This window comes from Corynebacterium sp. BF-R-2 (assembly GCF_024586525.1).
In the GTDB taxonomy this organism is placed as follows: Bacteria; Actinomycetota; Actinomycetes; order Mycobacteriales; family Mycobacteriaceae; genus Corynebacterium; species Corynebacterium singulare.
On sequence record NZ_JAMFTP010000001.1, the window covers coordinates 83683 to 99251 of the forward strand.

A 15569-nucleotide genomic window follows, 5' to 3' on the forward strand; every position below is an offset into this window, starting at 1 on the left:
GCACTACGGTCACTGAAGAGATAGAGGAATAGATTAAGCAGAAAATCCGCCTGAATCTTTTTCTATTTTTCGCCCAGCAGGGCGTCCACAAATCCCTCAATTTCGAACGGGGCGAGGTCGTCGGCGCCCTCGCCAAGGCCCACGAGCTTCACCGGCACACCAAGTTCTTCCTGAACTTGGAAGACAATGCCGCCCTTGGCGGTGCCATCAAGCTTGGTGAGGACGACGCCGGTGATGTCCACGACGTCGCGGAAGATACGCGCCTGGGTCAGACCGTTCTGCCCCACGGTGGCGTCGAGCACGAGAAGAACCTCATCGACTTCAGTCTTCTTCTCTACCACACGCTTGACCTTGCCCAGCTGGTCCATGAGGTCAACGGAGGTGTGCAGGCGGCCAGCAGTATCGACGAGGACTACGTCCACGCCTTGGTCCACACCAGCTGCCACGGCATCGAACGCGACGGAGGCTGGGTCTGCGCCTTCCTTGCCGCGTACGGTAGTGGCACCTACGCGGCGGCCCCAGGTCTCCAGCTGGTCTGCGGCGGCAGCACGGAAAGTATCGGCAGCGCCGAGCAGCACGTTGTGGCCCATCGACACAAGTACACGAGCCAACTTGCCGGTCGTTGTTGTCTTACCGGTGCCGTTAACACCGACGACCATGATGACCGCCGGCTTGCCCTCGTTCGGCATGGCCTTGATGGAGCGATCCATCTCCGGGTGGCCGACCTCGATGAGAGCTTCACGCAGCATGGCGCGTGCTTCGTCCTCGGAGCTCACACCGCGCTCGGCAATCTTCTCGCGCAGGGAGTCAGTGACCTGCATCGTTGCCTTGGTTCCCAGATCCGCCATGATGAGGGTGTCTTCGATGTCCTCCCAGGCATCATCGTCCAAGTCACCAGCGGAGAGAATTCCCATAAGACCTTGTCCGATGGCGTTCTGCGAACGCGAGAGGCGGCCACGCAACTTGCCCAGACGGCCAGCTGCCGGCGCAATGTCGTCCTGTGGTTGTGCCGGGGCCTGAACTACCTCGGCGTCTTCGGAGACCTCGAGCTCGTCCGGCTCAGCCTCAAGCGCCGCGCTTGCCGACGCCGCCTGGGCCTCCGCCGCTGCGGCTGCCTCTTCAGCCTCTGTGTCTGCCTCTGCAGTGGAATCGGCAGCGGGAGTCTCTTCACGGAGGTCCTCCACGACCGGTTCCGTAGCTGGGGACTCTGCGACAGGCTCGTCAAGTACTGGCTCATCGGCGGTCGTGTCTGCCTCGGCATCAACCTCGGGCGCGTTAGCTTCGCGCTCCTCCATCTCAGCGGCAACGACACCCGGAACCGTGGCACCTGCGGCCGCAGCGGTTGCAGCACCCGAAGCGACAGCACCCGCGGTGGAGTCCTCCTCCTCAGTGGGCTCAGCCACTGGCTCAGATTTCTTGGCAGGCTCCGACTTCGGGGCGGTCTCGGACTCCGCTGGCTTTACAGGCGTGGTTGGCTCAGCGGCGGCCGGCGCAGCAGATTCAGCTGACGTGGTAGGCGCGGTCTTCGGGGTCTTCTCGGTACCGGTGAGCTGATCGTTAGCCAGCTGCGTAGCATCACGCTGCTCCGGTTTCTGCGGCTGCTCCTGCTTCTGCGGCTGGCTAGCCTTGGGGGCAGTGGCAGGCTGCTTGGCAGCGCCGCCTCCGGCAGGGGCAAAGTTAAAGCCAGACTTGGCCTGGTAATTTCCAGACTTCTGCTGCTGAGTAAGCTCCTTCGGCTCCTCAACGGGCTTGTCAAAAGAAACCTTCTTCGACTCGCCTCGCTTCTTGCCCAGCACAACGAGCACGATGACTAGCAGGACTAGAACGATGACTGCTAACGCAATCCACAGATAAGTATTCATGCCCTCTATAGTGCCAGGCTTACCCGTGACAGGCACCACGAGCCGGGAAACCGAGGTTAACGCGGGGCATCAACGCCCAGGCGCGTGGCGTCCTCAGCGGCCTGGGCCGTGCCGGGAGCCTCACCGGCGCGACTCATGCGCTGTGAAATGACGCGCGTGACGCCGTCGCCGCGCATGGTGACGCCATAAAGAACGTTCGCCACATCCATCGTCGGCTTCTGGTGGGTAATGACGATGAGCTGCGAGTCCTTGCGCAGTTCTTCGAAGAGGGCGATGAGGCGGCGCAGGTTGACGTCGTCAAGCGCGGCCTCCACCTCATCCATGACATAAAACGGTGAGGGGCGCGCACGGAAGATGGCCACCAGCATGGCTAGCGCAGTCAGGGACTTCTCACCACCTGAGAGCAAGGTCAGGCGCTTGACCTTCTTGCCTGGCGGGCGGGCCTCCACCTCGATGCCGGTGGCCAGCATGTCATCGGGCTCCGTAAGAATGAGGCGGCCCTCACCACCTGGGAAGAGAGTCTGGAAAACCTTGGGAAACTCCGCTTCCACGTCATGCCAGGCGTCAGTAAACAGCTGCAGAATCTGCGCGTCAACGTCCTCGATGACACCGGTGAGGTCCTTGCGGGCTTGGATAACATCATCAAGCTGTGTCGACAGGAAGGTATAGCGCTCCTCCAACGCCTTGTACTCCTCCAGTGCCAAGGGGTTGACTTTACCCAAGGAGTTGAGGTCCTTCTCTGCTTGTTTGAGACGAGCCGTTTCCTCCGAGCGGTCGAAATCCTCGCCCGGGGTGTAATCCTTCAAAAGATCCGGAATCGCGATGCCGAGCTGCTCCACAATCTTGGCTTCGGCCTCATCGACACGAACCTGCGCCTGGCTGCGGGCAATCTCCGAGTTGTGTGCGGAATCCGTCAGCCGATCCAGCTGCTGGCGGGTGGCAGAGACCGCCTGTTTCGCCGTCTGGGCACGGCCCTGCAGCACTCCACGCTGGGTCACAAGTTCATCACGTTCCTCTGCGGCACGCTCCAAGGCATGGGTGACACGTGCGGCGAGGTCTTGGGCGTGCTTGTCCACAGCCCCCGCCAGTCGGGCCTGCGCCTGGCGGCGTGCCATCGCCTGATCATGGCGGGCTTTGGCTTGACGCTCATGCTGCGCTTGGCGGCGCAGTGCTTCTCCCCTACCCGCCGCTTGGCCGACCTTTTCCTCGGCACTGCGGGCGGCCAGTTGGGCCTCGACCTCCATAGCCTTGACCTGCTCAAGGGCACGTGAGGCCTCATCGCGCTCGACGGAGGAGGGCTCGTCGGCCTGTTCATCGGCGTCGACGCGGGAGAGGCGGTCGCGGGCCTCGTCCAACTCTTCGCGTAGGCGCACCAGCTGGATCTCGATGTCGGTGGCGTGGGCTGCGGCTTTCTCGTGCTCGGCCTTGTTGGCTTCGTATTGTTTAAGCAGGCGCTGGTGGTCGCGCTTCCAGGCCTCCACCTCATGGTCATGCTCGCGCAGAGCCGCCTTAGCGCTGGCGGCGGCCACGCGGGCATCGTCGGCGGCGAGCTTCGCGCCTTCCAGGGTTCCGGAGAGTTCCTCAAGCTCATGGGTCGCTGACTCAAGCTGGGCCTCGGCCTCAGAAATCTGGGCGCTGACCTCCACGGTTGAGGCGCTACCAGTGCCGGCTTCAACCCAGCCCTCACCCACGAGCAGGCCCTCCGGCGTCACCGCACGCAGGCGCGGATCCTCCGCAACGACGGCCCGGGCAGCGGCGAAGTCCTTGACGAGGACGACGTCGGACAGCAAACGCGTCAGCGCCGTCGACACCTCCGGAACGAGGACCAGGTGATCCAGTAACCACTCGGCCCCCTGCGGCAAATCCGCGTCGAGGCGCCAGCTTGTGCTGGGGTCGGCCATGGAGACGTCGACAAGCGGCGTGCGGCTTGCCTCCGCCACGTTAGCCACGATGTCCTCGCTCACCGCACCCGCCTGCGCCTCAGCAAAAGATCCCAAGGCCGCAGCAACGGCAGTCTCGTACCGTGTGGAGATGAAATCCGCTAGCGGCGAGAAACCCTCGCCCAAGTCGAGCGCTTCAGGAGTAGTCTGTCCGAGGGTATCGATGCGGGCGCGTAGCGAGTACACGGCACGCTCGCGCTCACGCTGGGCATCACGCAGTTGCTCAAGGCGCTTATCCGCAGCATCGGACTCGCTAGCCGCACGCACATGCGCTTCCTCGAGGGGCTCGCGCTCCGACGCCAGGGTACTGAGTTTGTCAGCAACCTCATCGGCTTCTGCTTGAGCGCCCCGCGTGCGGGCCTTGGTGCTGGTCAGGGTCTCTTCCTGACGGCCTAGCTCCGCCTCCGCGGCCACAACTTGGCCTGCCACCTTTTCTTCGGCAGCAATGAGGCGAACAACCCCCTCGCGGCGGTCAGCGATGGCGCGCAACTGCGCCATGTGTTCCTTATCAGCCTCTTCGAAGGCCTCACGGCGCTCGGCCACCTCTTCCCGAATCGATTCGAGGCGCTCCGCTGCCTCCTCCGCAGCGGCGAGGAGCTCGGCATGGGTATCGTCGGCGACCTGAGCCTTCGCCTCCAACTCATCCGGGTCCTGGCCGGCATATGCCACCTGCGCCCCCACGTTGCTGGCACGCTCCGCGGCAATGCGTTGCGTGGCGGAGATGCGCTCGGAGAGAGTCGACAAATCGAACCACAATTTCTGGGCAGCCTCCGCGCGCGGAGAGACATCCCCCAGTTCGGCGTCGATCTCGAGCTGGTTCTCGGTCGCTTCTTCGAGCTGAGCCGTGACCTCCTCGACCTGCTCAGCCAGGACCGCGGCGCGGCGTTCGGCATCCTCGAAGGTAGCGCGCACACGCACCACGCGGTCACCCGCAAGGCGCAAGCGGGCATCACGAAGGTCGGCCTGCACCGTAGCGGCTCGCTTCGCAGCCTCCGCCTGCCGCGCCAACGGTTTGAGCTGCTTACCTAGCTCATCGGTGAGATCCTGCAGGCGGTCAAGGTTTGCCTGCATACCGGTGAGCTTGCGCTGTGCCTTTTCTTTACGGCGGCGGTGCTTGAGCACACCCGCTGCTTCTTCGATGTAGGCGCGACGATCTTCCGGGCGGGATTCCAGGATTTCCGCGAGCTTTCCCTGGCCGACGATAATGTGCATCTCACGACCGATACCGGAATCGGAGAGCAGCTCCTGGATGTCCAAGAGGCGCGCTTTGGCGCCGTTGATCTCGTATTCGCTCGCACCATCGCGGAACATGCGGCGCGTGACGGATACTTCCGAGTATTCAATGGGCAAGGCTCCATCGGAGTTATCGATGGTGAGGGTAACCTCGGCGCGGCCTAAGGCCTTGCGGTCGCCGGCTCCGGCGAAGATGACGTCCTGCATCTTGCCGCCACGCAAGGTTTTCGCGCTGCCCTCACCCATGACCCAGGCCAGGGCATCAACGACATTGGACTTACCGGAGCCGTTCGGACCCACGACGGCGCAAATGCCGGGCTCGAACTTCAGGTTCGTCGCGGACGCAAAGGACTTAAAGCCTTTCAGCGTGAGCGATTTGAGGTGCATTCGGACTAGTTTAGCGCTCGATGAACCCGGTCTCGCCGCGTGGTTCAGCCCACTGCTCCACCACGGTGTCGACCACGCCCGGGCGGCGCGTGGTGGACGGTTCTTCACGCAGCAGCTCCAGCAGGCGTTCGCAGTCAGCGCGCGAGCCTTCAGCGACCACCTGGACGCGGCCGTCCTTCATATTCGTTGCATGACCGGCCAAGCCTAACTCAAGGGCGCGGGAGCGCGTCCACCAGCGAAAGCCCACGCCTTGGACCGAGCCGTGAACGAATGCAGTCAAGCGCTGCTCTGCCATTTAGTACTCCCTCAAGTTCGTGTGGTCACCAAGGTCGCGCTGGTGGCGAAGTTCGCGACGGTCTTCCAGGCTACGGCGGGTTACCGGGTCAGAACCATCCCAGCATTCGACGCCCTTCAATTCCGGCAGCATATCACGGTGAAATACCGGGTCAACGCCCTTGCGGCGCTGCTCGTTATAGTTCTTAAGCAGCTTGATTGCCACGCCCGAGAGCGGAACGATGGCGCAGATGTTGAGAAGAACCATGATGGCTGCGCCCGTATCGGCAAGGTCAAAGATGGTGCCCAGCGGAGCGACAGCGCCATAGAAAACAAACGCCAGCACGATGATGCGGAAGCCCCAGAGCACCCACTTCTTTTCCGAGAGGTACTCCACGTTGGATTCGGCAAGGTAATAGTTGCCCAAAATGGAGGAGAAAGCGAGGAAGAAGAGAATGAAGGTCACGAAGTGGATGCCCCACTCGCCTACTGTTCCTGCCAGAGCGTTCTGAGTCAGCGTCACGCCCTCGATGGCGTCCGAGCCAAAGGTCTCGAAATCAGTGCCCAACAGGATGATGAAAGCCGTGATGGAGCAAACCACGAGGGTGTCGAAGTAGACACCGAGGGTCTGAACCAGACCCTGCTTGACGGGGTGGGATACGGTGGCCGTTGCGGCAGCATTCGGGGCCGAGCCCTCCCCGGCCTCGTTGGAGAACAAGCCTCGCTGAATACCCTTAAGCATGGCCAAGCCCAAGGTGGCGCCGGCGGCCTCACGGAAGCCAAAGGCCGAGCCGATGATGGAGGCGATCATGTCCGGAACCTTGTCATAGTTCAGAGCCACGACGATGAAACCAACAATGAGGTACGCACCCGCCATGAACGGGACAATGAACTGGGTCATGGTGGCGATGCGCTGCACACCACCAATGATGATGGCACCTGACACGAGGACGATGGCAACACCTACACCCGCTTTGAAGACGGTGGAGTCCTGACCAAAGGAAGTTGCGAGGGAATCAGAGATGGCGTTGGTCTGGAAAGCGTTGTAGAACCAGCCGAAAGTAATGGCAATGGCCACGGAGAAGATGGTGGCCAGCGGTGTCCATCCCAGGCCACGGGACATGTAATAAGCGGGGCCGCCGCGGTAGGCATCACCTTCACGCACCTTCCACAGCTGCGCCAGGGTGGACTCCACGAACGCGGTGGCGCCACCGAGGATGGCGATGAGCCACATCCAGAACACCGCACCGGGGCCACCCACGGAAATGGCTACAGCCACACCAGCCACATTGCCGGTGCCCACACGAGATGCCGCAGAAATCGTGAAAGCTTTGAAGGCTGAGATACCGCCATAGTCAGCATCCGCATCCACACCGACGCCTTTGGGCTTCTCGACGACCGCCTTGAACATGTCCGGAAGCATTCGCACCTGCACCACGGCGGTACGGATGCCGAAGAACAGGCCAGCAGCGATGAGCAGCCACGGCAGGACATAAGACCAGAGGCTGTTATTAATGGCACCAATCACAGTGCTGAAAACTTCTTGCATGGGCCATAATCTTAATGGGTATGGCCACCATGAACCTACTTGCGCGCTCCCCTGCGCTGGCAGGATGGGCAATAATGGGTGCCACGCCCGCCCAGCACTGTCTTGACCAGCTCAGTTCCGCAGCGATCACAGGGTTCACCACCGCGCCCATAGACATGCAGCGAGCGATCAAAATATCCAGACTCGCCATTGACATTGACATAAAGGGCATCAAAGCTGGTGCCGCCGACCTCAAGCGCTGCACGCATGACATCCGCAGCAGCCTCCACAAGGGCCACCGCATCGCGTTGCCGCAGTGTGTTCGCCTTCTTCAGCGGGGAAATCCCCGCCGCCCACAGGGCCTCGTCGGCGTAAATATTGCCCACTCCGCTCACCACTGTTTGGTCTAGGAGTGCCACCTTCACCGCGGTCTTCTTGGCGCGGATGCGACGCGCGGCGGAGGTCACGTCAAAGCCAGGCTCGAGCGGATCGGACGCAATGTGCGCCATACTCAACCACGGAGCGAGACGCCAGTAACCGAAGGTGCGCTGGTCGACGAAGTTGATGGGGGTGGCGTCATCAAGCACAGCAGCGATACGTACGTGTGGGGAATCCACCGTGCCGATGCGTACTTGACCAGACATACCTAAGTGAATGAACAGCACATCGCGGGCCGGATCCGCTCGGTCCTCATCGGTGAATTCGAGCCACATGAACTTGCCGCGGCGCGCCACAGCGGCAATCCTCCGATCCTGTAGGAGCGCGGCGAGGGGCTCCTCCTGCCCACGATTCGCTCGTGGATGGAGAACCTCCACCGAGGCGAAACTGCGCCCAGCAAGATATGGCTCAAGTCCGCGGCGGACGGATTCGACTTCAGGAAGTTCGGGCATCTAGCTCTCTTTAGCTGCGGTTCCTTGAACCAGCAGCGGAGTTTCACGCAGCGCCTGGCAGGCTTCCTCAGCCGCCTGCTGCTCCGCCAGCTTCTTGTTGTGCCCCGTGCCGCGTCCCACAGTCAGACCAGCGACGGTGGCCACGGCGTTAAAGGTCTGATCATGCTCGGGACCGGTTGAGGTCGCCGAATACACCGGCATCGCAGCCTTGAGCTCCGCACACAGTTCCTGCAAGGTGGTCTTCCAGTCCATGTGACGGCCAGAGACCACGGCATTCTCAACCTTGGCCGCAAAGAGGTGCAGGATAACCCCGCGTGCCACCTCGAAGCCATGCTGGCGATAAATCGCTCCCAAGATGGCCTCGGTGGTATCAGCGAGGATGGAATCCTTGTCGCGACCACCGGTGGTCTGTTCGCCCTTGCCCAGCAGAATATGCTTGCCCAAATCAATCTCGCGGGCTACATCAGACAGGCCGTAGCGCGAGACGATGGAGGCGCGCATTTTAGAAATATCCGATTCAGGGCGCGACGGGTAGCGCTCGTACAGCTTCGCCGCGATGGACAGTCCCAGCACGGCATCCCCCAGAAACTCGAGGCGCTCGTTATTGGGAAGGTGACCATTCTCGTTGGCAAAGGAACGGTGCGTTAGCGCAAGGCACAGGTGCTCATCGTCGATGTCCACGCCCAATGCCTTGAGCAACGGGGTGTGGTCAACCTCTGCATAGGCAGCTGCACGTGCTTCCTCACCGGTGAGCTTCTTTTTCTTGCTCATAGGAACTTCTCCAGCCCAGACCAGCGCGGATCCACGCGCTCTTCCTCTCCGGAGACTCCGGTGGTCACGCCTTCCGGAGTCGCGGCTTCGCAACCCCCCTCACACGTCGGGGCAAAAGGAAGCGTGAGCCCAGCCTCATCGATGACGGTCTGCAGAAGATCTAAGACTCCGTCCTTGATCTCTGGCACCTCATCACCGGAGCCTTGATCCTCATCCTCCTCCTCGTCCCCGCTGATGAAGGACTCGTCGGCAGCGAAAACCTGCGAGACGTGTAGGTCCAGCTCTGGGTGAAGCTCCTCCAGGCAGCGCGCGCATTCGCCGCTCAGCGTTCCGGTAACGTCCGCATCCACCAGCACACCCGAGCCCAGCGGCGTCAGAGTAGCGTCTACTGTTAGCTCGTTGCCTTGCGGGATAGCGATCATTTCCACGCCGATGCGCTCTGGGGCTGGGCCCGTCTGAACGCGGTGCTCGGGCAGAGCCTCGGAGCCTTGGCTGCGCAGCAATTCCGTCACGTCGAACTTCAATGGTGAATTCATAGCGCCACCCAGCTTACCCTGTGTGCTCGTATCCCCCACTCCTAAGCTGCCTGGCAATGCTGCCAGCAAGCGCCCGAGACTGGCAGGAGTCTGAATGTTGGGACACAGACATGTAAAGAGTTGTCTATAGGACTCGCTAACGCGCTGCTCTGCCCCTACCGTTGAGTGACATGAGCTACACCGCCACTGACACGACTGCCCTAGCGTCCACGGCACGTGACCTCGCAGCGATGTACCCGCTACAGTGTCTCGTCCCAGCCCTGGCCTTGGTCACCATCGGTGTCGTTTGCCGTCGCACCGTGACCCGGCGCCGACCGAGCGTCTTCGGCCGCGACGGGCTACTCCTCCACCACGTGGCACCCATTGGCGTTCTCGCCGGCATCATGGTGGGCGCAGTAGCGCTCTTGCCCTTGCACTTTAGCTCTATCGTCATCATCTCCTCGGCATTGTTTTCCTTGTTCGCGGCCTTTATCGTCTGGGGCGCACGGGAATCCTTTTCCGCCGCTTTCCTCGTGATCGGTGTGATGATGCTCAGCGTTGGTGGGGTTGATCTCATGCTCGCCCGTGCCGGCGCACCGTGGGTGCCTACCTCCGATCCCCTCGCGTCGGGACTGGGCTTCGGAAGTATGTGGGTGCTCTACGCCCTCCCGGGTGTGGTCGCTGCGGGGATCGCCGCATCCTTGAGCACAATACCTGCTGCTGAGGCCGATCGGATCCACCGCGCTGAGGCCGCCCGTGAAGCCGCCAAAGCCTTCGAAACCTCGCGCCGCATCTCCCCTTCCGCTGCTTAAGCGGCACTGCTGCGGGGCCGAACGGCGTCGTGAGAGAACCCGATAATAGTGACAAGGGCTCGGCCCAACAGGGCCGGGCCGCGGTTTTCACACCGAAGGTTTAGTAGTCACGGGGCGCGCGCGGTGCGCGGCGTGGACGCGACTCGCGTTCCCAATTTTCGCCTCGGGACTCGGTACGAGCATCAGCACGTGCTTCGCCTCGCAGCTCACGTCCCTCAGCACGAGATTCACCGCGAGAGCGCACTCCGGCGCCGCGGCGCAGGGCGGAACGATCATTGTTAACCGTGCGCAAGAGGTCAGAGAGCGTGGTCTCGAACTCTCCCAGTTTGTCATCAACAAACTCATCGCACTCAGTGCGCAGACGGTTGGACTCAGAGTGCGCAGACTCCACGATGCGGTGTGCCTCGTCATCAGCGCGGCGCACAACCTCAGACTCGGAGACAAGGCGCTCCTGCTCTGCCTGACCGGCAGCAACCGCGCGCTGGTATTCCTCATCCGCCTGGGCACGCGTGCGTTCTGCATCGGCGCGGGCGTTGTCGACCAACGTGGTCGCTTCATCTTCAGCCTGGGCAACCATGGTGGTGGCGCGATGTTGAGCGTCAGCAAGCATGGCGTCTGAGTCCTCACGCGCACGCGTGACGGTGTCATCGGCCTCAGCGTTAGCCTCGGAAATGATCTGGTCTGCGCGCTCCTCTGCGCCGTGAAGGATTTCGTCCTGCTTATCCAAGACGTCCTGGGCATCATCCATTTCAACGGGAAGGGCGTTGCGAAGATCGTCGAGAAGCGCAAGCATCTCGTGACGCGGAACCATGCAATTAGAAGTCATGGGAACGGCATAGGCCTGTTCCAAGTTGCGAACAAGTTCATCGAGGGACTCAAAAACGCGGTACATGGCACCAGCCTAACCAAGCCGTTACGCAGCGCGTTGTATCCCACGCGGGTGTTGACAGCGAAAACCTCCCCAGCGCAACGTCGCGCCCTGGGGAGGCAGCCAAACAAGAAGGGCTACAAGAAGGGCTAGATAACACCCTGTGCCAGCATGGCGTCCGCTACCTTCTTGAATCCAGCAATGTTGGCACCCGCCACGTAGTCACCTTCAAGACCGTACTCCTTCGCGGTCTTGTCAATGTTGCGGAAGATGCTCGACATGATCTCGTGGAGACGCTTATCGGTGTACTCGAAGGTCCACGAGTCACGGGATGCGTTCTGCTGCATCTCCAATGCGGAGGTGGCCACGCCACCGGCGTTGGCAGCCTTGCCCGGCGCGAAGGCGATCTTCTCCTCCAGGAAGTAGTGAACCGCCTCCGGAGTGCACGGCATATTCGCACCCTCGGCAACGTAACGCACCTTGTTGTCCACCAGCAATCTAGCGTCATCACCATCGAGTTCGTTTTGGGTAGCACACGGCAGCGCAACATCGGCCTGAACCTCCCAGACATTGCCGCCCTCGTGGAACTCCACGCCCTGGCCGGCTTCCCCCGCATAGGTGGAGATACGCTCACGACGCACTTCCTTAATGTCCTTGAGCAGCTCCAGGTCCACACCATTCGGGGTGGTGATGTAGCCGGAGGAATCCGACATAGCCACAACCGTCCCGCCAAGTTGCTGAACCTTCTCCGCAGCGTAAATGGCCACGTTGCCCGAACCGGACACGATAACCTTGGCGCCGTCGAAGGATTCGCCATGAGCCTTCATCATCTCTGCGGTGAGGTAGACCAGACCGTAACCGGTAGCCTCAGTACGCACGAGCGAGCCACCCCAGGTCAAGCCTTTACCCGTCAAGACGCCGGACTCGTGCTTATTCTCCAAGCGGCGATACTGGCCAAAGAGGTAGCCAATTTCGCGGCCACCAACGCCAATGTCACCTGCCGGAACATCGCGGTACTCGCCGATGTGATTGTGCAACTCCGTCATGAAGGACTGGCAGAAGCGCATGACCTCAGCGTCTGACTTGCCCTTCGGGTCAAAGTCCGAGCCGCCCTTACCGCCGCCGATGGGCAGGCCGGTCAGAGAGTTCTTAAAGATCTGCTCGAAACCGAGGAACTTAATGATGCCCAGGTTGACGCTGGGGTGGAAGCGCAGGCCGCCCTTGTAGGGGCCAAGAGCAGAGTTGAACTGGACACGGAAGCCGCGGTTGACCTGGATTTCGCCATTGTCATCGACCCACGGGACACGGAAGATAAGCTGGCGCTCCGGTTCGCACAGGCGCTCAACCAGACCGTAGTCAGCGTAGTGCGGATCTTTGTTAAGAACGATCTTGAGGGAATCAAGGACTTCAGCTAGCGCCTGGTGAAACTCGGGTTCGCCCGCGTTGCGCTTGAGGAGCTTGCTGTAATAGTCAGAGATTTGCTGATCAATGGACATGGCAATCCTTCCATAGGGTGCCGACCTGAACGGTTAGCACTTCATCTAATGAACAGCCGTTAGTTTTCTATCATTCGACCTAAATTGCAACACGAAAATGCCGAGACATCCTTCACGCGCAGGTCAGCGACCTGAAAAAAGTTCGCCACACTAGGGCTCATATACTCGTGGGTATGCACATTCTCGTTGCCCCCGACTCTTTCAAAGGCACTGCCTCCGCCTCAGAAGCTGCTGCGGCGATGGCCCTTGGCGCCCGCCGCGCGTTGACAGCCTGCGACATCGCCGCCGAGGCCACTGTGACGACGCTTCCCATGGCGGATGGCGGTGAAGGTACTGCAGAAGTCCTTGCTAGCGCCGCCGTCGCGCGCCACGGCACCCCAGGCCAGACCATCACGCTGCCCACCACCGATGCAGTGGGGCGCTTGACGGAGGCAAGCTATCAACTGGTGGGTGAGGAAGCGTTTATCGATGTTGCTGCGGCTACCGGCCTTCCAGCCGTGGCCGACGCTCTCGACCCACTCCACGCAGATTCCTACGGCACCGGAGTGCTCATCGCCGATGCGGAGGCACGCGGTGCCACGCACATCGTGCTGGGCCTCGGCGGAAGCGCCAGCATTGACGGGGGCCTGGGAATCCTCGCAGCACTGGGAGCCGCCGCACACGACTCTCGCGGCTATGCGCTCCCCAAGGGCGGCGCCCCGCTGGTGAACCTGGACACCATCGACACGGCACAACTCAATATGAAAGCCGCCCTACTGGATTACACCTTGGTGGCGGATACCCGCGCAGTCCCCATTCAGGCAGCCACCATGTATGGCCCACAAAAGGGCGCCGAGGGCGAGCAGGTAGCCCTCCTTGCCGGCGCAATGCTGCAACTGTGCGAGGTAACTGGGACGGATGCGCACGCAGAATTCATGGGCGCTGCCGGCGGCATCCCCATCGCACTGAGCTGGCTCTCACGGACATTGTGGGGCACGGATGAGCACTGCTCGATCGTGCCGGGCGGGCACTACGTGGCCGATAAACTTGGACTCCCCGCGCGTCTGACCGAGACCGATCTGCTCATCACCGGTGAAGGCTGCTTCGATGAGCAATCCCTTACCGGCAAAGTGGTGGGCACTCTGGCGGAGCTAACGGCGGAGGGCACTGCGGGCTCCCCCACCCTCGGCGTCATTACGGGCTCCGCCACAGTTCCGACCCCAGAGGGAGCCCTACTTCACGAATTGGACAGTGACAGCCACAGTGAAGTCGCTGCGCAGATCAGTGCCGCCACTGAGAGACTCGTGACGGAATTTATTCAGAGCACTAAGGGTTAACCTGCACCGACCATGGGAAGATAGCTGGGCGCTCGTGCGCAGCCTCATCTTCAAGCAAGACGTGATCCTTGGGCAGCACCGAATGCGGAGTCAGAAGACGCGCAAGGACCATTGTCAGCTGGTTCACTGACCCCGTGACCCCCTCCACCGCAATCTCGTAGCGGTGCACATTCGCGCCCTCAAGATCGCGGTCCTCGTGCTCGTCACGGTAGGTCTGGCGCAGCTGCTCCTCCAGGCCCTCCACACACGGTGGGGAAGCCACACGGGTAACCTCGGCTGCGGTCAGCGAATTGTTATCCACCAGTTTCTGGGTAGCAGTGGTGAAGATCTCGGCAACGCGCTCGGCTTGGTCATCCGGCACCAGAACATCAAACTGAATCATTGGCATGAAGGTAATCCTACCCTAACTTAAAGGACAGTAAATATGGCAGATCCCACACTCGCGACACTTTTCAACTCCAGCGCCGTTGACCTCTCCTGGCAGCGCGCCTTCTACGAGGATCTCCATGCCCACCCGGAGCTGTCCCACGAGGAAGAGCGCACCGCGGGACGCATTCTGGAGAAGCTGGACGATTGTGATTGTGAGGTTGTGACCGGCATTGGTGGCCACGGTATTGTCGCCATTTTCCGCAATGGTGTGGGGCCGACGGCGCTCATGCGCGCCGACTTTGATGCACTGCCCGTGACGGAGGAAACCGGCGTGGACTTCGCTGCCACCAATGGCACGATGCATGCGTGCGGCCACGACGTCCACACCACGGCACTGTTGGGAGCCTGTGCGCTTCTCGACGTCCACCGCGACGCCTGGCAGGGCACCTTCCTAGCCCTGTTCCAACCGGCCGAGGAATCTTCCATGGGCGCGAAGTACATGATTGCGGATGGACTCACCGAGCGTGTGCCCACGCCGGATGTGTGCCTAGGCCAGCACGTCATGCCTGGCCCGGCCGGCCAGGTGCAGTCCACCGCCGGCCCTATCCTCGCCGGCTGTGATTCCCTGCGGATCCACATCACCGGCCGCTCTGCCCATGCTTCAATGCCCCACGAGTCCGTCGATCCGTCCTATGTCGCCGCCATGGTGGTCACGCGCCTCCAAGCCATCGTCGGACGCGAAGTGCCGCCCCACGACTTCTTCGTCATTTCCGTCGGCGAGCTGCATGCCGGCGATAAAAACAACATCATCCCCGGCAGCGCCGAGCTAGTTCTCAACACCCGCTACTACAAGCCGGAGTTGGCCGAACGTGTCTACGCCTCCCTCGAGCGCATGGTGCGTGCCGAATGCGAAGCCTCCGGCTGCCCGGCTGAGCCAACCTTCGAGTACTACGCCCATGGCGAAGTCACCGATAATGATCCTGGCGCCCACGAGACGGTGCGCGAGTGCTTTGATGAGGTCTTTGGCGAGCTCTCCGTCACCGCCCAGCCAGCCACGGTCTCAGAGGATTTCTGCTACCTCCCCCAGGCCTGGGGCGTGCCCTACTACTTCTGGTTTGTCGGCTCTACCCCGGACGAGCTCCTAGACAACCCTCCAGTCAACCACCAGTCCACCTTTCTGCCGGACTACGCCCCGACCATGGAGTCCGCAACTCGCGCCGCTGCGGCCGCAGTGCTCTCTTTCCTTGCTCGATAAAGCCACCTGAAAGATGGACCGCAGCAACACGCGCTGGAGGTCTGCGCGCCCAAT

At 61.6% G+C, this 15569-nt stretch carries 13 protein-coding genes; 3 read left to right on the forward strand and 10 right to left on the reverse strand.

What is annotated here, in order from left to right; translation table 11 throughout:
* Window positions 1-62 precede the first annotated feature (62 nt).
* The 7 genes from ftsY to M5J09_RS00435 are packed head-to-tail and all read right to left on the reverse strand — an operon-like array spanning window position 63 to window position 9420.
* Window positions 63-1862, reverse strand: coding sequence for a signal recognition particle-docking protein FtsY (gene ftsY, locus M5J09_RS00405; protein ID WP_257156612.1), 1800 nt, complete (start codon window positions 1860-1862; stop codon window positions 63-65).
* Between the two features lie 56 nt (window positions 1863-1918).
* Window positions 1919-5422, reverse strand: coding sequence for a chromosome segregation protein SMC (gene smc / locus M5J09_RS00410; protein ID WP_257156613.1), 3504 nt, complete (start codon window positions 5420-5422; stop codon window positions 1919-1921).
* Between the two features lie 10 nt (window positions 5423-5432).
* Window positions 5433-5717: an acylphosphatase gene (locus M5J09_RS00415; RefSeq protein WP_042531431.1), complete on the reverse strand. Its 285-nt coding sequence runs from the start codon at window positions 5715-5717 to the stop codon at window positions 5433-5435.
* The gene (locus M5J09_RS00420) at window positions 5718-7244 is read right to left on the reverse strand and encodes a sodium:alanine symporter family protein (RefSeq protein WP_257156614.1); all 1527 of its coding nucleotides are present in this window, start codon (window positions 7242-7244) and stop codon (window positions 5718-5720) included.
* Window positions 7245-7279: 35 nt separating this feature from the next.
* Complete coding sequence (gene mutM / locus M5J09_RS00425) at window positions 7280-8113, reverse strand: bifunctional DNA-formamidopyrimidine glycosylase/DNA-(apurinic or apyrimidinic site) lyase (protein ID WP_257156615.1); 834 nt, start codon at window positions 8111-8113, stop codon at window positions 7280-7282.
* Entirely contained in the window at window positions 8114-8884 is a 771-nt protein-coding gene (gene rnc, locus M5J09_RS00430; RefSeq protein WP_042531437.1) for a ribonuclease III, read from the reverse strand.
* On the reverse strand, window positions 8881-9420 hold the full coding sequence (locus tag M5J09_RS00435; RefSeq protein WP_042531439.1) for a DUF177 domain-containing protein: 540 nt from the start codon (window positions 9418-9420) through the stop codon (window positions 8881-8883). The genes rnc and M5J09_RS00435 overlap by 4 nt, the downstream gene beginning before the upstream one ends.
* A 170-nt stretch (window positions 9421-9590) precedes the next feature.
* Here M5J09_RS00435 and M5J09_RS00440 point away from each other — a divergent pair, with 170 nt between their 5' ends.
* Complete coding sequence (locus M5J09_RS00440; protein WP_201773944.1) at window positions 9591-10211, forward strand: hypothetical protein; 621 nt, start codon at window positions 9591-9593, stop codon at window positions 10209-10211.
* 100 nt (window positions 10212-10311) lie between these two features.
* Here the strand turns inward: M5J09_RS00440 and M5J09_RS00445 are convergent, their stop codons facing one another.
* Together M5J09_RS00445 and gdhA are read right to left on the reverse strand one after the other, a co-directional pair.
* Window positions 10312-11103 (reverse strand): DivIVA domain-containing protein, encoded by a 792-nt coding sequence (locus M5J09_RS00445; RefSeq protein ID WP_257156616.1) that lies wholly within the window; start codon window positions 11101-11103, stop codon window positions 10312-10314.
* 125 nt (window positions 11104-11228) lie between these two features.
* A complete protein-coding gene (gene gdhA, locus M5J09_RS00450) occupies window positions 11229-12575 on the reverse strand; it encodes an NADP-specific glutamate dehydrogenase (protein WP_257156617.1) in 1347 nt (448 codons plus the stop codon).
* Window positions 12576-12748: 173 nt separating this feature from the next.
* Between gdhA and M5J09_RS00455 the strand changes: the two genes are divergently transcribed.
* Window positions 12749-13891 carry a glycerate kinase gene (locus tag M5J09_RS00455; protein ID WP_257156618.1) on the forward strand — a complete coding sequence of 381 codons (1143 nt, stop codon included), beginning with the start codon at window positions 12749-12751 and terminating at the stop codon, window positions 13889-13891.
* Here the strand turns inward: M5J09_RS00455 and M5J09_RS00460 are convergent.
* Entirely contained in the window at window positions 13881-14279 is a 399-nt protein-coding gene (locus tag M5J09_RS00460) for a hypothetical protein (protein ID WP_042531446.1), read from the reverse strand. The genes M5J09_RS00455 and M5J09_RS00460 overlap by 11 nt on opposite strands.
* A gap of 36 nt (window positions 14280-14315) precedes the next feature.
* Here M5J09_RS00460 and M5J09_RS00465 point away from each other — a divergent pair, with 36 nt between their 5' ends.
* Complete coding sequence (locus M5J09_RS00465) at window positions 14316-15515, forward strand: amidohydrolase (protein WP_257156619.1); 1200 nt, start codon at window positions 14316-14318, stop codon at window positions 15513-15515.
* Window positions 15516-15569: the final 54 nt, after the last annotated feature.